At 31.6% G+C, this 18,328-nt stretch carries 22 protein-coding genes and 1 tRNA gene; all 23 read left to right on the top strand.

Going from position 1 to position 18,328, the window contains the following annotated elements:
• Window positions 1-356 (top strand): dephospho-CoA kinase (gene coaE / locus ACJAX4_RS13445; RefSeq protein WP_435789971.1); only part of this gene is annotated, 356 nt, incomplete at its 5' end.
• A complete protein-coding gene (locus ACJAX4_RS13450) occupies window positions 353-913 on the top strand; it encodes a lytic transglycosylase domain-containing protein (protein WP_435789972.1) in 561 nt (186 codons plus the stop codon). The genes coaE and ACJAX4_RS13450, both read left to right, overlap by 4 nt.
• A 116-nt stretch (window positions 914-1,029) precedes the next feature.
• Window positions 1,030-1,111, top strand: a tRNA-Leu gene (locus tag ACJAX4_RS13455).
• A 140-nt stretch (window positions 1,112-1,251) separates the two neighbouring features.
• Window positions 1,252-1,374 carry a hypothetical protein gene (locus tag ACJAX4_RS13460; protein WP_435789973.1) on the top strand — a complete coding sequence of 41 codons (123 nt, stop codon included), beginning with the start codon at window positions 1,252-1,254 and terminating at the stop codon, window positions 1,372-1,374.
• Window positions 1,375-1,530: 156 nt separating this feature from the next.
• The gene (locus ACJAX4_RS13465) at window positions 1,531-2,091 is read left to right on the top strand and encodes a hypothetical protein (RefSeq protein ID WP_435789974.1); all 561 of its coding nucleotides are present in this window, start codon (window positions 1,531-1,533) and stop codon (window positions 2,089-2,091) included.
• A gap of 196 nt (window positions 2,092-2,287) precedes the next feature.
• Window positions 2,288-2,803: a GNAT family N-acetyltransferase gene (locus ACJAX4_RS13470; protein ID WP_435789975.1), complete on the top strand. Its 516-nt coding sequence runs from the start codon at window positions 2,288-2,290 to the stop codon at window positions 2,801-2,803.
• A 90-nt stretch (window positions 2,804-2,893) separates the two neighbouring features.
• Window positions 2,894-3,544, top strand: coding sequence for a C40 family peptidase (locus tag ACJAX4_RS13475; RefSeq protein WP_435789976.1), 651 nt, complete (start codon window positions 2,894-2,896; stop codon window positions 3,542-3,544).
• A gap of 24 nt (window positions 3,545-3,568) precedes the next feature.
• On the top strand, window positions 3,569-4,306 hold the full coding sequence (locus ACJAX4_RS13480) for a hypothetical protein (RefSeq protein WP_435789977.1): 738 nt from the start codon (window positions 3,569-3,571) through the stop codon (window positions 4,304-4,306).
• Window positions 4,307-4,488: 182 nt separating this feature from the next.
• Window positions 4,489-4,749: a DUF4321 domain-containing protein gene (locus ACJAX4_RS13485; RefSeq protein ID WP_435789978.1), complete on the top strand. Its 261-nt coding sequence runs from the start codon at window positions 4,489-4,491 to the stop codon at window positions 4,747-4,749.
• A gap of 10 nt (window positions 4,750-4,759) precedes the next feature.
• Complete coding sequence (locus ACJAX4_RS13490) at window positions 4,760-5,335, top strand: Maf-like protein (protein ID WP_435789979.1); 576 nt, start codon at window positions 4,760-4,762, stop codon at window positions 5,333-5,335.
• Between the two features lie 12 nt (window positions 5,336-5,347).
• Window positions 5,348-6,034 (top strand): RadC family protein, encoded by a 687-nt coding sequence (radC, locus tag ACJAX4_RS13495; protein ID WP_435789980.1) that lies wholly within the window; start codon window positions 5,348-5,350, stop codon window positions 6,032-6,034.
• Window positions 6,035-6,055: 21 nt separating this feature from the next.
• Window positions 6,056-7,063, top strand: coding sequence for a rod shape-determining protein (locus tag ACJAX4_RS13500; RefSeq protein ID WP_435789981.1), 1,008 nt, complete (start codon window positions 6,056-6,058; stop codon window positions 7,061-7,063).
• Between the two features lie 2 nt (window positions 7,064-7,065).
• Window positions 7,066-7,914: a rod shape-determining protein MreC gene (gene mreC, locus ACJAX4_RS13505; protein WP_435789982.1), complete on the top strand. Its 849-nt coding sequence runs from the start codon at window positions 7,066-7,068 to the stop codon at window positions 7,912-7,914.
• A 10-nt stretch (window positions 7,915-7,924) separates the two neighbouring features.
• On the top strand, window positions 7,925-8,416 hold the full coding sequence (gene mreD, locus ACJAX4_RS13510; protein WP_435789983.1) for a rod shape-determining protein MreD: 492 nt from the start codon (window positions 7,925-7,927) through the stop codon (window positions 8,414-8,416).
• A 51-nt stretch (window positions 8,417-8,467) separates the two neighbouring features.
• Window positions 8,468-11,359 carry a penicillin-binding transpeptidase domain-containing protein gene (locus ACJAX4_RS13515; RefSeq protein WP_435789984.1) on the top strand — a complete coding sequence of 964 codons (2,892 nt, stop codon included), beginning with the start codon at window positions 8,468-8,470 and terminating at the stop codon, window positions 11,357-11,359.
• A 287-nt stretch (window positions 11,360-11,646) separates the two neighbouring features.
• The gene (minC, locus tag ACJAX4_RS13520) at window positions 11,647-12,279 is read left to right on the top strand and encodes a septum site-determining protein MinC (RefSeq protein ID WP_435789985.1); all 633 of its coding nucleotides are present in this window, start codon (window positions 11,647-11,649) and stop codon (window positions 12,277-12,279) included.
• Between the two features lie 13 nt (window positions 12,280-12,292).
• Window positions 12,293-13,099, top strand: coding sequence for a septum site-determining protein MinD (gene minD / locus ACJAX4_RS13525; RefSeq protein WP_435789986.1), 807 nt, complete (start codon window positions 12,293-12,295; stop codon window positions 13,097-13,099).
• 12 nt (window positions 13,100-13,111) lie between these two features.
• Window positions 13,112-13,375 (top strand): cell division topological specificity factor MinE, encoded by a 264-nt coding sequence (gene minE, locus ACJAX4_RS13530; RefSeq protein WP_435789987.1) that lies wholly within the window; start codon window positions 13,112-13,114, stop codon window positions 13,373-13,375.
• Between the two features lie 91 nt (window positions 13,376-13,466).
• Window positions 13,467-14,579: a rod shape-determining protein RodA gene (rodA, locus tag ACJAX4_RS13535; protein WP_435789988.1), complete on the top strand. Its 1,113-nt coding sequence runs from the start codon at window positions 13,467-13,469 to the stop codon at window positions 14,577-14,579.
• A 22-nt stretch (window positions 14,580-14,601) separates the two neighbouring features.
• Window positions 14,602-14,973, top strand: a complete 372-nt coding sequence (mgsA, locus tag ACJAX4_RS13540; protein ID WP_435789989.1) for a methylglyoxal synthase — start codon at window positions 14,602-14,604, stop codon at window positions 14,971-14,973.
• Window positions 14,974-15,145: 172 nt separating this feature from the next.
• A complete protein-coding gene (locus ACJAX4_RS13545) occupies window positions 15,146-15,532 on the top strand; it encodes an endopeptidase (RefSeq protein WP_435789990.1) in 387 nt (128 codons plus the stop codon).
• Window positions 15,533-15,559: 27 nt separating this feature from the next.
• Window positions 15,560-16,423, top strand: coding sequence for a M50 family metallopeptidase (locus tag ACJAX4_RS13550; protein ID WP_435789991.1), 864 nt, complete (start codon window positions 15,560-15,562; stop codon window positions 16,421-16,423).
• A 162-nt stretch (window positions 16,424-16,585) separates the two neighbouring features.
• A partial coding sequence (locus tag ACJAX4_RS13555; protein WP_435789992.1) for a TIGR03960 family B12-binding radical SAM protein occupies window positions 16,586-18,328 on the top strand: 1,743 nt, incomplete at its 3' end.

The following is an 18,328-nucleotide window of genomic DNA, read 5'->3' on the forward strand; positions in this document are numbered from 1 at the left end:
ATATAATGATGCCCTTTATAATAAGTGAAATACACCTAAGATTAAAAAAACTAGAAGAAAATAATTGTAAATTATGCTTTTTAGATGCAGCTACTTTAATAGAAAACAATTTACATACTATTATGGACCAAACTATACTAGTTCTTGTAGGTATGGAAGTGCAAATACAAAGAGTTATGACTAGGGATAATTTAGAAATAGATGAAACATTGGATAGAATTAAAGCTCAAATGCCAATAGACGAAAAGAAGGACTTTGCGGATTTTATTATTGATAATGAAGGAAGCCTTGAAAATACAAAGTTACAACTGGATTTTATTATTACGCAGTTAGAAAGGTTAAGTGTGAAGATATGAAGTTCAAAAGTATTTTAAAATATTTGATTTTAGTTTTTATTATAGTTATATTGTTTAATATAAAGGGTATTTTTAAATATTTATACCCAGTAAAATATGAAAATTATATAATTACGTATTCTCAGAAGTACGATGTAGACCCCCATTTAGTTGCAGCTGTTATTAGAACAGAAAGTAATTTTAATGAAGGCGCTATTTCTCATAAAGATGCTATTGGACTTATGCAGATAATGCCTGAAACAGGAGCTTGGATTGCAGAGAACATGGAGTTAAAAGATTTTAAGGTGAAGAGATTAGATGACCCTGAAATTAATATTGCTATGGGATGTTGGTATTTAAACAATTTGAACAATGAATTTGAGGGTGATATAGACTTGGTTTTAGCCGCTTATAATGGTGGGCGGGGAAATGTTCAAAAGTGGCTTAAGGACGAGCGATATTCAAAGGATGGAAAAACAATACACAACATACCATTTGAAGAAACAGATAAGTATGTAAAAAAAGTAAAGACAAATTATAATATTTATTTGAAGATATATAATGAAAAACTTAAATAAAATGGATAAAAATTATTGACAATTTACATAATACTGATATATAATGAATCTTGTAGTTGTAAGGGCATATATGTATATAACTATGAGATTAATTATCCTTTAGGTAAGCAATATTTGCGAGAGTGGCGGAATGGCAGACGCGCATGTTTAAGGGACATGTGGGAGACCGTACGGGTTCAAGTCCCGTCTTTCGCACCAAGTTAAGACTTATGGTTCCAACACTTTGAAAGGTACTAACTATAAACGGTTAGTGCCTTTTTTATGCACTTTTAAATTTCGGTTATAATGAATTTTTAAATGAAATATGGCAAAGCTAACATCTAAGAGAGGTGTTGTTTATGAAAAGTAAAAAGAGTAAACCTAATGGCAAAAAGGAGAAATCATTTAAGGGCAAAGGAAATAACCCAGTTACTATGAATGGAGATAGTAACATGGAGAAACCTGTACGAGGATTAAAGTAGAAGATCTATTAAATAAATTGTTCTATGAAGTGGGTGTAATTACATCCGCTTTATTTTTTTTGAGTTATTATATTTTATTATAAAATCAGTATCAAAACAACAATTCTAGCATAAATTGATAATGTATTAGTAATATGGTAGATAGGGAGGAAAATGATGAATGTAGACCACAGAGATATAGAGGATATAGAGGATATAGAAGATTATGAAATGGTTCCACTAGAATCTATGATGCAGGGATTTGGGGAAATGAATAGCAGGCCGGTTGCGGGTATGTACTCGAATATGGGAATAAATATGGGCATGGATATGGATCCTTATATGGGTATGGACCCAAGTATGGCGATGGCAAATGGATATAATCAGGATCCGAGTATGGAAATGTACCCATCAATTGAAATGAACAAATTTAACAACGAAGGTGTGTTTATGAATGGATCTAATCCTATGGGTTTACCATATGAAAATGTAGATATGAGTGCTTATGAAGATGATGGATTAAGGGAACAAGATATGTATGAGGATAGAAAACCTTATAACGATGGATACAATAAATTTAATCCTAAATACAACGATGTTGACTACATTGTAAATAGAATTGAGAGATATAATCCTGAAATATTTAAAATGCTTACTAGGTGCGGCATACATTATAGAGGAGCAGTGGGTTTGGTTAAAAGAATTGTTAGACTTACACTTATGTATAGAGATGAATAAGTGGTAGCTTGAATTTTAACATAAAGTAATTATACTATTTTAAAAAATAATCCTATAAAACTCATAGGGTTATTTTTTATTGAGTTTTTAAAAGCTCAAGATGGGATTATATAATTTAAGTTTTTTTTATTGAAGGAAATTTGGGAATAACGTAGAATTTAGTTATTCAAGATATGTAAAATCGAAGAGGTGTAATATGTTTAATATAGATTTTGTGTCAAATGATGTTAGCATTATGAATGTAGAAAAAGAAGATATATTAAAAATCCAAAAATGGATTAATAATCAACGAGTTTTTAACAATGATGCTAAAAAGAATTATGGCATTAATGAATTTTATGAAAGATATTTAGAATATTACGTAAGCGAAGGTGAGTACTTTGTTAAAGTGCTATCTGGAAGTGAAATTATAGGCATTGTAAAAGGTAGAATAGAATTTAAAAATCCAAATGAAGTCTGGATTATGTGCTATTTAATAGAAAATAAATTATATAGTGCTGATTTAGCTACTTCAATTATTAATAAATTTTTAACGCATTTATATGAAAATTATGGAATGCGTAATTTTTATACCTTTGCTTCCGTTAATAACCGGGAGATGCTGGAATTATGGAAAAACAATGGTTTTGAGATAAGTAGAGTTACAAGCAATTTTTTAGAGGTAGATGGCAAAGATAAGAATATTTTAATTTTAAAAAAAACAATTCAATAGGAATAAAGTATAATGACTATTGCATATATTAGTAAAGTCAACATAACAGAAAAAATTTAGCTAACTTCGGAAACTTTAGGGGGTTATCAAATGAATATCTTAAATTCTAACTTGGTTAGAATGGTGATTTTAGTATTATCAATAGGAATTTGTCTGAGTATGAAAATTGGAGTGGCAAAAGCAGATGTGGCTATAAAAGGACAAACACAAGGGATCCTGCGCGTAGCAACTATTAAAACGAAAAAGGTTCTTAAAGTACCAGATAGAAGTGCACAAAAAAAGAAAAAAGAAACAGAAATAAGATTATCAAGAGGTGAGACCTTATCAAAATCCATATCTACAGATAAGACTTCATCAAAATACATATCTGCAGCTGGTAAAAGCAATTTGATTTCTTATGCATATAACTTTATTGGGATACCATATGTGTGGGGGGGGGAAGGGCCTCGTTTCTTTGATTGCTCAGGGTTTACAATGTATGTTTATAAAAAGTTTGGGGTTGATTTACCGCATTATACAGGATCTCAAATAGGCAAGGGGATTTCAGTATCAAGAAATGATCTAAAACAGGGTGACTTGATTTTCTTTAATACAAATGGAACAGCATCACACGTTGGTATTTATGTAGGGGATGGAGATTTCATCCATGCATCTTCAGGAAGTAACAAAGTAACAGTGAGTAATTTAAGTCAAAGCTATTACAATACAAGATTTGCAAGTGCAAGACGAATATTTAATTAAGGGAAGTTAAAAGGGGATGTTTAAGTGAGATATACTAGATATAATTATAAACCACCTAAGAAAGGTAGTAGTAATTTTATGGTCATCATTATTTTAACATTAATAGCTGCAATAGCCATAGGTACGCTTGTTTCAAAAGTATTATTAAAAGATACTAGTGGGAATAGTGTTTCTGATGATAAAACTAAACAAGATATAAAAGAGAAGGCACTGCCAAGTAAGGATGACACAGATGCATCGAAAGTTAGCACTGATGAAAATATTGGTAATTATGTAGCGATACAATGTGGTGCTTTTGGAACCATGGAAAAAGCTTTAGTTTTAAAGAATAGTTTGATGATGTTTGGTACACCATTTATTGTTGAAGAAGATAAGGTTAATAAAGTATTGGTTGGTATTTATCCAACTGATAGTACTGATAGTATTACAAAGGAACTTACGGAAAATAAAATAGATTATTTTAAAATTAAACTTGAACTTACCGCAAAGGATTCAACCAGTGCACAAACCAATGAAATGATAAGTGCAAACATAAAAATATTAAATAAGGTTTCAGAAAAAGATACTAGTGCATATCAGACTGTGAAACTCAAAGAATGGCTCCTTACTTTAAAGGGTGCGGATGAAAAAAGTGAGAACTATAAAGATATGACTGTAATAAAAACATATTTAACTGCCCTGCCTGATTTGGTTAAAAAGGAAAAAACGGAGGAAGGGTATATTTATATCTATAAATTCATTAAAAAACTACTTACAATCTAGAAAAAATACAAATAGATAATTGTAATCTATTTGTATTTTTTTATACGATTTATTAGTATGCCATTACAATGATTAATGAAATGTAATTATAAACATTTCTTGAATAATGGTTTATATACTTGTTTATAGTCCTATTCAATGTTAAAATGTACAAGATATATAAGTAAAGTGGGGGATGTAATTTGAAAAGTTCGGAGAAAAAAAATTCGTATTTTATTTTTTTTATGCTGATAGGAGCTATTTCAGGAAGTTTAATAGGTGAACTATTGGGACAGAATATAAATGCACTCAGATTTTTGAAGAATACATATACCATAGGAATGGGTACTCCTATGCTTATAGATTTTAAAGTGTTATCAGTAACTTTCGGTTTGAATTTTAATGTTAACATTATGTCTATCATAGGCATTGTTTTGGCAATAATACTATATAGAAAATATTAGGAGTGATGTAGTGAATATTATTTTAGCGTCTGCGTCAGAACGTAGAGCAGAACTTTTGACAAAAATAACAAGCAATTTCAAGATAAAAGCAAGTGAATTTCAAGAAAGTGACATACCTTTTTCAGGTAGTTGCGGAGACTACGTTATGGCACTTGCTAGAGGAAAGGCAATGGACATAACAAGCTCTGTGAAAAAACCAGCTGCTATAATAGGCTGTGATACTGTTGTCTATTTTAATGGAAAAGTGCTTGGTAAACCTCAAGATAGTGCGCAGGCTTTTCAAATGCTTAGTGATTTAAGCGGAAATACACATGAAGTATATACAGGAGTTGCAGTGATAAATACTGAAACTCAAGAAATTTCCACTGATTATGTTTGCACAGAAGTGAAATTTTCAAAACTATCTGAAGAAGAAATAAACAATTACATAGAAACAGGAGAGCCTTTTGATAAAGCCGGAGCTTACGGAATACAAGGTGCAGCATCTTTATTTGTTGAACAGGTAAAGGGTTGTTATTATAATGTGGTGGGGTTACCGGTAAATAAATTGTACTTTATGTTAAGGGAGATGGGGGTCAATCTATAAAGGAGTTGTTTTATGGGTATGACTTATAAAATCATGGATTTACCTCAAAATGAAAGACCAAGAGAGAAGTTATTAAGATACGGTGCTGAAACTCTATCCAATAATGAACTATTAGCCATAATACTTAGAACGGGATCGAAACAGGAAAATATTATAAGCCTTTGTGGTAGAGTAATTTCTGAGTGTGGCGGACTGAATGGACTTTTAAGCTCAAGTGCAGAAGAATTTATGAGTTTAAAGGGTATAGGAGAAGCTAAAGCAACGCAACTTTTAGCTCTTACTGAAATTTCAAAAAGATTTAGAAGTTTTAAATCTGGGGAAGAGTATAAAATAACTTCGCCAAAAGATATTGCACAGTATCTTATGGAGGAAATGAGATATTTAAAAAAAGAATATCTTAAATTAATTATGCTAAACACAAAGAATATTATTATAAGTATAAAAGATATCTCAATTGGGAATTTAAATACTTCAATAGTTCATCCAAGAGAAGTTTTTTATGAGGCTATAAAAAAGTGTAGTGCTTCAGTGGTAATTTGCCATAATCATCCTTCAGGAGATCCAACTCCTAGTAAGGAAGATATAAGCATTACTGCAAGACTTAAAGAATGCGGAAAACTACTAGGCATAGAAGTTCTTGATCATATAATTATTGGGAATGGAACTTATACTAGTTTAAAAGAAAAAGGATTGCTTTAGATACGAAAGGAGAAAAATTTAATGGGAATATTTGGAACGTCCCGCGATATGGGAATAGATTTAGGTACAGCCAATACATTGGTTTATCTTAAAGGTAAGGGAATTGTATTAAGAGAACCTTCTGTTGTAGCAATAAATAAGAATACTAATAAGATTTTAGCAGTTGGTGAAGAAGCTAAACAGATGATAGGTAGAACACCTGGAAACATTGTTGCCATAAGACCTATGAGGGATGGTGTAATCGCGGATTTTAATGTTACTGAGAAAATGCTTAGGCACTTTATAAGCAAGGTTACTTCGAAAGGGTTTACAAGTCCAAGAATTGTAGTTGGTTTTCCTTCTGGAGTAACAGAGGTTGAGAAGAGAGCAATAGAGGAAGCGACTAAAAGAGCGGGAGCAAGAGAAGCATACCTAATGGAAGAACCTATGGCAGCAGCCATTGGAGCTGGTCTTCCTGTAAATGAGCCAACTGGAAGTATGATAGTGGACATTGGAGGAGGAACTACTGAGGTTGCAATAATCTCATTAGGTGGTATTGTAACTAGCAAGTCTCTAAGAGTTGCAGGTGATCAACTTGATCTATCGATAATGGCTTTTATTAAGAAGCAGTACAGTCTTATGATAGGTGAGAGAACAGCAGAAAACATCAAAATGGAGCTTGGATCAGTTTTTGTATTAGAAGATGATGATATGAGTATGGAAATAAGAGGAAGAGACCTGATATCGGGACTCCCAAAAGTTATAGAAATAACTCAAAAGGAAATAAGAGAGGCTCTTAGCGAACCAATTCAAGCAATTGTTGAGGCGATAATAACAACCCTAGAGAAAACCCCACCCGAGCTTGCATCGGATATAATGGACAAAGGAATTATGTTAACTGGTGGTGGTGCACTTCTAAAAGGAATAGGTGCACTTATAAACCAAGAAACACATATGCCTGTACATATAGCTGAGAATCCACTGGATTGCGTTGCTATAGGAGCAGGTAAGGCTCTCGATAATATAGATGTTATGAGTAAAAGAAGATAGATATGGGATTTATGAAGAATAAACTGACAGTATTTATTATAATACTGTCAGTTACATTTTTATCTTTAATAGGATACAGTGCCAATCGGGAAAAAATGTCTGTTGTTGAGAATGGGTTAGGGGTAACTATAAATTCAGTGCAAGGTATATTCTATGATGGGTTTTACAAAATAAAAGATAGTTTTAAATTTATAACAAACTTATCAGATGTTAAGAAGGAAAATGAAGAACTTCGAAAAACTAATGGTGAGCTACAAACCAAAGCTTTACAATATGATAATGCGTTAAAAGAGAATGAAAGATTTAGAAAAATGTTTAATTTTTCAGAGTCAAGAACTAAATATAATTACATAGGTGCAGACATAAAAGGACTAAGCGGAAATAGTTTTTCAGATGGATTTATAATAAATAAAGGTACAAATAAAGGGATAAAAAAGGGAATGGTAGCTATGACTGGAGAGGGCCTTGTAGGTCAGGTTACATCTGTAACTAGTAATTGGGCTATAGTTCAATGCTTATCTAATGAAAACATAGGTGTGGCAGCACTTGTTCATGAAACAAGGGACAATGATGGTATGGTTAGAGGATATAAAGATGAAAATAATAAATTGCTGGCAGAAATATATAGCCTTTCTTTAGATTCGGGTATAAAAAAAGGGGATGTAATAACGACATCAGGCCTTGGTAGGATATATCCAGCGGGAATTAGAATTGGAAAGGTGCTAAGCGTTTATGAAGATAAAGGTGTAGTAATGAAAGGCGGTATAATAGAGCCATATGTTGATTTTTCAAAGATCGAAGAGGTCTTTATTGTTGTACCAAAAGATGATTCAGCAGAAATAAAATATTAGGAGTTGTATTATGAAGAGAATATTAACATTAGTGTTTTTATGTATTCTATTCCTAATATTAGATAATACTCTGATGCCTTTACTTAAGATACATGGTGCATATCCAAGTCTAATATTTACTTTTGCACTGTGTTATTCTGTTGTTAGTTCTCCAAAGGACGCACTGATAATTGGAGTTTTCACTGGCATGCTACAGGATTTGTATTTTTTTAATGGGTTTGGAATTAATATGCTTTGCAATATGATTGTGTGTGTTGCAGCTTCAAACATAGGTAAAAATATATTTATAGAAAAATCATTTGTACCAATACTATCATCTTTTGTACTCAGTTTAGCAAAAGGGTTAGTAGTATTTTTTCTATTATTCACAATAAAACAAAACACAGATGTACAGGTAATATTATATCAGGCTTTATGTAATTTAATAGCTTGTATTTTTATGTATAAATTTACATATAAACTTTCTAAAAAAGAATATATGAAAAAAGAGTGGAGATTTTGATATAGTACTTCTAAATAATATTCAACAAGTTTTTAAAAGGTTGGTGGAATAGTGAGAAAGAAGAATAAAGAGAAGAATGAATTTTCTAGATTTAATGCACTTGCTATAATTATGCTCATGATTTTTACTGCAATTATATCAAAATTAGTGAATATACAGATAATTAATGGTGAGTTATATAGGGAAACTGCAAATCAAAAGGATAAAAAGATAATATCAACACCAGCTCCTAGAGGAGAAATAATTGATAGAGATGGGGAAAAACTTGCTACAAGCAAGTCAAGTTATATATTAACGTTTACGAACACGGATGAGAGTGACAAGAAATTCTTTTCCACTATGGACAAGGTGTTTAAAATTCTTGATGATAACAAGGAATCTCAGGTAGATGAGTTTTTGCTTAAAGTAAATACTAATGAAGCTCAACAATCTACTGAGTATAGCTTTGATTTTAAGACTCAAGATAAGGCATCACAAAACTGGACTGAACTTAGATTTAAAAAAGATAGAGGATTTGATACTAACGCTATAAGAGATTTATACGGGGACAAAAGGAAAGGGGACTTAACCCCTGCACAGCTCAAAAAGGTTGATGAAAAACTTTTAGAAATCACTCCTGAAGAAGTATTTAATGATTTAGTAGAGCAGTATAAAATAAATGAAATTGCGGGTTTTAAAAGCAAAAGTGAAGATGAAATTCGTAGGTATATGTTAGTTAAGGATACATCGAGGATGCAGAGTTTTTCTGGATACAAGCCTGTAACTATTACTAATAATTTAGATAAAAAGACTGCTTTTATTTTTCAACAAATACAACCTGAAATTCCTGGGATTAGTGTTTTAACTCAACCAATTAGAGTTTATCCTAATAAAGATCTCGGCTCAGCTTTCTTAGGTTACATTTCTAAAATAAATCCTTGGAATACAGAAAAATATGAAGAAAAAGGATATGATGTAAGTACCGATTATATAGGTACTGCAGGAATTGAAGCGACTTTTGAAGATGTTTTAAGAGGAACTAAGGGGCAAGAAAGCATTTCAGTTAATAAACAAGGACGTAAAGTTAAATCACTTGGTGAAATTGAAACTTATCCTGGGCAAACAATACAACTTAATATAGATGTAGATATGCAATACGCTGCAGAGAAATCATTAGATGCTGTAATGGTTGACTTACAGAAACAAGGGAAAGTTAAAGATGTAGATATGACTAATGCAAATAGAGGCGCAGTAGTGGTTCTGGATGTTAACACCGGTAAGGTATTAGCTTTAGCAAGTAGACCCGGTTATGATCCTAATATGTTTGCAGTACCTGGAAGATTAACTAATAAGTTATATAATTCATATTTAAACCCAGATATAGAGAAATTGGGATTGGATTATATTCGAAAACGTGGGTTAACAAAATTAGAAGGTATTTTGACTTATAAAGAGGTAGCGGAAAAAACAGAAAAAGAAAAAGAGCAAATAATACTTGATTATATGTTTCCGATAGATAAAAATATAGAAGATAATACTAAAATCCGGAGGGATAACAACGATATTTTCCCGAAACCAACTTTTAATAATGCAACTAAATCTCTAATACCTCCTGGTTCTATTTTTAAACCACTAACAGCTATTGCAGGACTAGAAGAAGGCGTTATAGATGAGACGACTAAAATACTAGATGGTGGTACAAATAAGAATGGTGATGGCGCGTTCAATGAACGGTATCCATCAGTTATTTCAGCCTGTTGGAGCTTTAATGATTATGGTTATGGGCATGGACGTATAGGTGTTAAAGAGGCACTAGAAGTATCTTGTAATTATTTCTTCTATAAAGTAGCGGATTTACTTTTTGCAGAGGGTGGAGAGGGTAAAAAGGGGTTAGATTTAATAGCAAAATATGCATGGAAATTCGGTCTTGGTGTAGATTCTAGTGGTGATAAAAAACCTTCTACAGGTATAGAGATACCAGAAAGCTTTGGACAGGTATACAATTATGAATCTAGTAAAGAAATATTATCCAATATTTATATAAGTAATATGATAAATTACTTGCAAGAAGGAACAAATCGAGTTCAAGGTAAATACAAGCCACTCGATATGATGCCAGAAAAGGAAAGTGGAAGTAAGAAGGAAATTGATGAAATTAAAAAAGCAAACTCACAAAAAAAAGTATTTCTTGCCTATGTTAAGGCAGAAATGAAAAAGATAGATGGTGAATATGATTCAACTAATAGCTTAAAGAAACTTATTGAAGCTTCGGAGGTATTAAAAAATAATAACTATACGGTGAAAGATATAGAAAATATGGCAGTAGTTGTAAATGGAGAGATAAAGAATGCTAGAACTGAAGTTAGTTCTGCTGCTAATGCATATAATGCTGCTATAGGCCAAGGGTTTAATGTTTTTACACCGTTACAATTAGCTAACTACGTGGCTACCATAGTGAATGGCGGAAATAGATTTGAAACTCATTTGGTTGATAAATTTTTAGATCCAGATGGAAATGTAATTAAAGAAGTAAAGCCTGTAGTTTTGGGAAAAACGGGAGTAAGTGCTAATACTACTAGAATAATCAAAGAAGGTATGCTAGATGTTACTAATAATAAAGGCGGTACTGGGTATTCAGTTTTTGGCGATTTCCCTATACTAAGTGGGGGAAAAACAGGTTCAGCTACTTTTAATGATACAATACAATCTGCTCTAGGAAGGACTTCATATGGTTATTATATAGGCTTTGCGCCTTATGATAAACCTGAAATAGCTGTTTGTGCAGTGATTTTCGATGGTGGTCATGGTTCATATGTTGCACCAATTGCAAAAGCAGTTTATGAGCAATATTTTAAAGATTTAATACTGAAAAAAGATCCTGAATATAAATTTCAGGTTGATCCAAAGAAGAAAACTGCTAATATAGAACTTAATAATGGATCGGTTGGAAATTCTCCTGATTAGTAGAAATATTTATGACCTATTTAATTATGTAAAAAGATCAAATAAACGCTGACAGATTTATTTGTCAGAGTTTATTTGATCTTTAATCATAAAAAACCATGGAAATTATCGCTTTAAACATTGGAAATATACAGATAAAATAAAAAAAATATATTTATAGTGGAATTAAGAAGGAATTTAATGATATTATGTTGAAATAATAGCATAAGTTGAATTATGTAAGTTATATGGTAAAACAATTGATAACTTAAATGTGTACCACGTATGAGAGTTAGGAGGTAGAAATTATGGTTACTGATAAAATAATAATTAAGGGAAATAAAGAAGGATTAAATGTAATTATAAATATGAACCATTTCAATGATTTTGATGATATGCTGGAGTCTTTAATTGAAAAGCTTTCAAAAGGTAAAAAGTTTTATAAAGGTAGTACTCTGAAAATTACAACGGAACTTAAATACATAAATGAAAGGGAAAGTAGAAAGTTAAAGGAAATTTTATTCGATGAGTTTTTAATTAGTGATTGTATTTTTCAAGACCATGAGGAATCTACCACTAAAGTATTTACAGGAATATATGAAGGTAAAACTAAGTTTCTTAGAAAAACCATAAGAAGTGGACAAAGTATAAACTATCCTGGTAATATAGTTATAGTTGGAGATGTAAATCCGGGAGCTGAAATATATGCAGCTGGAAATATAATTGTGATTGGTAATTTAAGGGGAGTTGTTCATGCAGGTACTAATGGGAATGAAAAAGCTATAATAGCAGCATTTAAATTAGAACCTCAAATACTCCAAATTGGAAATGTTGTTACAAGGGCGCCTGATGACTCAGTTAAACCTGAGTATCCTGAGGTTGCAAAAATTAAAAATGGCAGTATTATTGTAGAACCATACTTAGAGAACAAATACATTTAATGGGGGAATATACATGGGAGAAGCTATAGTTATAACATCGGGTAAAGGTGGTGTAGGTAAAACGACAACCACAGCAAATATAGGTACAGCGCTTGCATCTATGGACAAAAAAGTAGTAGTTATTGATGGAGATACAGGCCTTAGAAATCTAGATGTTTTAATGGGACTTGAGAATAGAGTAGTGTTTACATTAGTAGATGTTATTGAAAAAAGATGTAGATTAAAGCAAGCATTAATAAAAGATAAAAGGTTTAGTAATTTATATTTAATGCCAACGGCTCAAACAAGAGATAAAAATGATATTAATATTAAAGATATGCTACTCGTAGTAAATCAACTAAAAGATGAATTTGATTATGTTATTATAGATTGTCCTGCTGGAATAGAACAAGGTTTTGAGAACGCTATAGTAGGTGCTGATAGAGCTATTATTGTTGTCAATCCAGAACTAACTTCAGTTAGAGATGCGGATAGAGTAATTGGTAAATTGGATTCTAAGGGTTTAGATAGACATGAGGTTATAATAAATAGAATAAACTATGAAATGACAAGAAGTGGAGATATGTTATCTGTGGATGATATTATAGAGTGCCTAGCAATTAAATTAATAGGGATTGTTCCAGATGATAGGAAGGTTACCATTTCAACCAATAGGGGTGAGCCAATTGTATTAGATGAAAAGTCATTGGCAGGACTAGCTTTTAAGAATATTGCTAAAAGAATAACGGGCGAGGAAGTATCATACGCTACACTAGATGGATCATCGCGTGGCGACATAGGATTTTTTGCTTCAATAAAAAAAATATTTAAAGGGATATAGGGGGGGGCATTAATGAATTTTTTTAAAATGTTTTCTAGTAAGATTTTTTCAAAAGATATTGCCAGTGATAGATTAAAGTTAATTTTAATACATGATAGAGCAGATTTTTCACCGGATTTTTTGGAAATGATTAAAAGTGATATACTTAAGGTAATACAAAAGTACGCTGAAGTAGAAGCAGGGGAAATTGAAGTTAGACTTACAACAACGGAAGAATATGAAGGAAGTTCACCAGCATTAATTGCTAATATTCCTATTAGAAAAATCAAGAGATAAGTTACCTAAACTATGTATAATTAATAAGTTATGCATAGCTTTTTTTTTTCAATATGATATAATCATATTTGAGATGGAGGTAGGTTAAAGCATGAACTTATTAGAGAAGCTAAAACTTAACAGGAAACTTTTAAGGGAATTAGATTATAGTGTAATTATACTTGTAATTTGCATTGTTATTTTTGGATGTATAAATATTTATAGTGCTACAAAGGAATATAATTTTTACTATCCTAGATTACAATTTATGTGGATGATATTAGGTCTTATAACAATATATATTATTTTGACATTAGATTATACCTTAATTAAAAATTACGCAGTGATAATATACTGGGCAGGGGTTATATTTTTAATCCTTAATAGATTTTTAGGCACGATTACTAAGGGCGCAAAATCTTGGATAATGATTGGTAACCGCGGAATACAACCTTCAGAGTTCGCCAAAATAGGAATGATAATAATGCTAGCTAAGAAATTAGATGACATGGAAGGGAAGATTAATGACCCTAAAAATTTGCTGGAGTTAATATTTTATGCAGCGGTACCAATGTTCCTAATTGTTATTCAACCAGACATGGGAATGACTATGGTTAGTTTTTTTATAGTACTAGGGATATTTTATTGTATGGGACTAGATTCCAAAGTTATAATTGGAGGAGCAACTTCTGTTGTATTAGTAATTATAGGTGTATGGAATTCATCAATAATAAAACCTTATTGGAAGGGAAGACTTACATCCTTTATTAATCCTGAGCAATATGAACTAGGTTATGGTCTTCAACTTATTCAATCAAAATTGGCTTTGGGCTCCGGGGGGATATTTGGCAGAGGTTTCGGAAAAGGGATTCAGTTTAAATTTGTTCCAGAAAATCATACGGATTTTATTTTTGCTGTTTTGGGTGAAGAATGGGGACTACTTGGTGCATTAATTTTACTGTTTTTATATGGAGCACTCATATTTCAATTAATAAAAATTGCAAAAAGTTCTAAGGATATTTTTGGAACTGTAATATGTGTGGGATTTATTTCAAATCTACTATTTTCAATAATGCAAAACATTGGAATGACAGTTGGACTTATGCCAATTACAGGGATAACCTTGCCATTTATGAGTTATGGTGGAAGTTCACTTTTAACAAGTTTTATTGCGCTAGGACTTGTTTTAAATGTCGGCATGAGAAAGAAGAAAATAAACTTTTAAGTTAACTATAAGGGGGAAAAGCATGAGAATAGCACTAATAGCACATGATAAAAAAAAGGATGACATGATTGATTTCGCAAAACGTTATAAGGATATCTTAAAGCAACATGAGTTATTTGGAACAGGAACAACTGGAAAATTAATAACTGAACAAGTAGGGCTTCAGGTTACTAGATTTTTGTCAGGACCACTAGGAGGCGATCAGCAAATAGGTGCAAAGCTTGCACAAGGGGAGCTGGATATGATCATTTTTTTAAGAGACCCACTTACGTCTCAACCTCATGAACCGGATATATCAGCACTGCTTAGGTTGTGCGATGTCCATTGTGTTCCGCTTGCTACTAATTTAGGCACAGCAGAAGTTTTGATGAGAAGCCTAAAAAACAGAGAATAACAATAATAGGATTTAAGAAGGGGATGTCTCAAAATGATTAAAATAATCATTTTGAGACATCCCCTTCTTTATTTTTAAAAGACTTATCAATACTTTTTTATTTAAATAAGTAATATAAATGAGAAAAAATAAATATATATAAATATTGAAATGATTGCAGGAGGGGGAGGAAATGGGTAATTATAATATGCAATATCAAAGTTATTATAATAATTTAACTAGGAAACATAGGGGTACAAATAAAATTTCTGGTGAGAGTAATAAAAATAGTAGAATGGCAAATTTTTTTGTAAAGAGAATAACAAGAGAACTTATAGGTGTTTTAGTGCTGTTTATTTTTGTACTCTTTTGCAAAGTAGTGGTTACACCTAAAACTCAATTTGTTTATAATTATTCTAAAGAGATAATAGATAAACATTATGATTATAGTACATTAATAAATAATGCTAAAGGTGTTGAATTTGAGGATATAGGAGCTATTACAGGGGGTTTTATAGAAAAGGTTAAAAATTCGATTTCTAGCGAGCAGCAAATAACGGATATAAACAGTAAGTTTTAAGACATAACAATTATTATGGGGGACTAATTGATAAGAATAAGTAAGTTATTTATACCCTACATTATTTTACTAATAATACTAGGCTTTAAAGGAGAAATAATAATAGCTTTTCTTCTGGTAATAATTCATGAATTTACGCATTATACAACTGCGAGGATTCTAGGTTTTTCGGGATTTGATATAGAAATACTTCCTATAGGCGCTGTACTTAAGATGAAACAGCTAGATGAGGCAAGTCCTAAAGAAGATTTAATAATTTCACTATCAGGTCCTGTGCTAAACTTATTATTGGCAATTATTTTTTATGGATTATTTATAAAATTTAATATAAAGCTTTTTCATTTAATATATAGCAGTAATTTAGCTATAGGCATTTTTAACCTTATACCGGCCTTTCCGTTAGATGGGGGGAGAGTGCTTAGAGATATATTATCTTACAAAATAATATATAGAAAGGCTAATGAAATTTCTATTAGGGTCAGTATGGTACTTGGAAGTATTTTTATGTTTATCTATTTTGTAAGTGTGAATCTGAATAAAAGTAATTTGAATTTGGGCTTAATTGCGTTATTTATCTTGGTATCTTCAATTAAAGAGAAAGAAAGGATAGTATATTTGATTATGGGCTATATTATAAAGAAGAAACATAGATTTATAAATAGGGGATATATAGAGAATCGAAGCATGTCTGTTTTTTGTAACAAGGATTTACTATTAATTCTAGGAATAATTGATAAAAATAAGTATAATATATTTACCGTCTTAGATGAAAATATGAATGTGTTAGAAATTTTATATGAAGAAGAAATTCTTGAGGCAATAAAAACCTACGGTAATATAAGTTTGAAAGATTACATTAGTTGTAAAAAAGAAAAAAACACACTATTATAAGGTATCTTAAGTAAAAGAGTAACTTAAGATGCCTTATAATTATTTTTAGTTTTGAGATTTGACGTTCATGTGTTAAAATATATTGATGTAATAGAATAAACTTAGGGTAAATATAAGAAACAGCGAGTATGTACCCTAGAGAAAAAACGAGGAGGAATTTTTATGAATAAAATTTCCGATGATATTTTATATAAGGTTGAAAAGCCTGGAAGATATATAGGTGGAGAACTTAATTGTTGCTATAAAGATAAAGAAAGTGTGGATATAAGATTTGCTTTTTGTTTCCCAGATGTGTATGAAGTTGGTATGTCACATTTAGGAAGTAGGATACTTTATCATGTTTTAAATTCTAGAACCGACACTTACTGTGAAAGAGCATTCGCTCCTTGGCCAGATATGGAAAGCGAAATGAGAAAAAACAATATAGAATTGTATGCACTAGAGAGTAAAGATTCATTAAGCGAATTCGATTTTCTAGGGTTTACGCTACAATATGAGATGAGCTATACTAACATACTTAATATGCTAGATATGTCGGGCATAACTATAAGAGCATCTGAGAGGGGCGAGGATGAACCAATAATTATGGCAGGGGGTCCTTGCGCTTATAATCCTGAGCCACTGCATGATATAGTGGATTTTTTTGAACTTGGTGAAGGCGAAGAAATAATGAATGAGGTTCTAGATATTTATAAAAAATACATAGGTAAGGGCAAGAAAAGTGAATTCTTAAGGGAAATATCTAAGGTAAGAGGAGTGTATGTACCTTCATTGTACGAGGTTACCTATAATGATGACAACACTATCCATGAATTTAAGCCTAAATATGAAGATGTTAAAAGTATCGTATCAAAAAGATTCGTAGTAGATCTTGACGAGGTTGCTTTCCCAGACAAGATGATAGTTCCATATGTTGAGATAGTTCATGACAGGGTAATCCTTGAGACATTTAGGGGATGCACTAATGGATGTAGATTTTGCCAAGCTGGCATGATATATAGACCTGTAAGAGAAAAAAGCACTGAAAGTCTTGTAGAGGCTGCAGATATATTATTAAAGAATACGGGATATAGGGAAATATCTCTAAGTTCACTTAGTATTTGTGATTATTCAGATATAAGAAACCTTATAGCGACGCTTATAGAAAAATATAAGGATGATAACGTTGGTATATCCTTGCCATCTATTAGAATAGATTCTTTTTCTGTAGATCTAATTAAGGAAATACAAAAGGTTAGAAAAACAGGTTTAACATTTGCACCAGAAGCTGGAACTCAGAGAATGAGAGATATTATAAACAAAGGGGTTACAGAAGAAAAAATCTTAGAAGCTGCTAGCAGCGTGTTTGCTTCAGGATGGTCAACTATAAAACTTTATTTTATGGTGGGACTCCCTTATGAAACTATAGAAGATGTAAAAGGAATAGCGCAGTTATCAGATAAGGTTGCAGATGAATACTTCAAGATTCCAAAAGAAGTAAGGAAAAGGGGTCTCAGAGTTAATGCAAGCTCAGCTATATTTGTACCAAAACCATTTACACCTTTCCAATGGGCACCTCAAAGCACAATGGATGAGGTAGTGGAAAAAATCAAAGCAGTTAAATATGCTATTAAAAGTAAGGCAGTTACTTATAAATACCATGAATCTCTAGTTTCATATCTAGAAGCAGTTATTGCTAGAGGTGACAGAAGAGTTTGTGATGTTATAATAAAGGCCTTTGAAAAGGGTGCAAAATTCGATGGCTGGTCTGAGCATTTCAACTTTGAGATATGGCAAGAAGCTATGGAGGAATGTGGTGTTTCTGGCGAATTCTATGCTTATAGAGAGAGAAGCTACGAGGAAATACTCCCTTGGGATTTCATAGATATTGGAGTGAATAAAGAGTATTTGATCAAGGAAAATGAA

It is taken from the genome of Clostridium sp. (genome assembly GCF_051278035.1).
In the GTDB taxonomy this organism is placed as follows: domain Bacteria; phylum Bacillota; class Clostridia; order Clostridiales; family Clostridiaceae; genus Clostridium_AD.

Coding starts and splice junctions, on each gene's coding strand:
- mreC (WP_435789982.1), top strand. CDS start 7,066: ATGGGATTTATGAAGAATAAACTGACAGTATTTATTATAATACTGTCA.
- minD (WP_435789986.1), top strand. CDS start 12,293: ATGGGAGAAGCTATAGTTATAACATCGGGTAAAGGTGGTGTAGGTAAA.
- ACJAX4_RS13460 (WP_435789973.1), top strand. CDS start 1,252: ATGAAAAGTAAAAAGAGTAAACCTAATGGCAAAAAGGAGAAATCATTT.
- mgsA (WP_435789989.1), top strand. CDS start 14,602: ATGAGAATAGCACTAATAGCACATGATAAAAAAAAGGATGACATGATT.
- ACJAX4_RS13465 (WP_435789974.1), top strand. CDS start 1,531: ATGAATGTAGACCACAGAGATATAGAGGATATAGAGGATATAGAAGAT.
- ACJAX4_RS13470 (WP_435789975.1), top strand. CDS start 2,288: ATGTTTAATATAGATTTTGTGTCAAATGATGTTAGCATTATGAATGTA.
- radC (WP_435789980.1), top strand. CDS start 5,348: ATGGGTATGACTTATAAAATCATGGATTTACCTCAAAATGAAAGACCA.
- rodA (WP_435789988.1), top strand. CDS start 13,467: ATGAACTTATTAGAGAAGCTAAAACTTAACAGGAAACTTTTAAGGGAA.
- ACJAX4_RS13500 (WP_435789981.1), top strand. CDS start 6,056: ATGGGAATATTTGGAACGTCCCGCGATATGGGAATAGATTTAGGTACA.
- ACJAX4_RS13450 (WP_435789972.1), top strand. CDS start 353: ATGAAGTTCAAAAGTATTTTAAAATATTTGATTTTAGTTTTTATTATA.
- minC (WP_435789985.1), top strand. CDS start 11,647: ATGGTTACTGATAAAATAATAATTAAGGGAAATAAAGAAGGATTAAAT.
- ACJAX4_RS13545 (WP_435789990.1), top strand. CDS start 15,146: ATGGGTAATTATAATATGCAATATCAAAGTTATTATAATAATTTAACT.
- ACJAX4_RS13475 (WP_435789976.1), top strand. CDS start 2,894: ATGAATATCTTAAATTCTAACTTGGTTAGAATGGTGATTTTAGTATTA.
- minE (WP_435789987.1), top strand. CDS start 13,112: ATGAATTTTTTTAAAATGTTTTCTAGTAAGATTTTTTCAAAAGATATT.
- mreD (WP_435789983.1), top strand. CDS start 7,925: ATGAAGAGAATATTAACATTAGTGTTTTTATGTATTCTATTCCTAATA.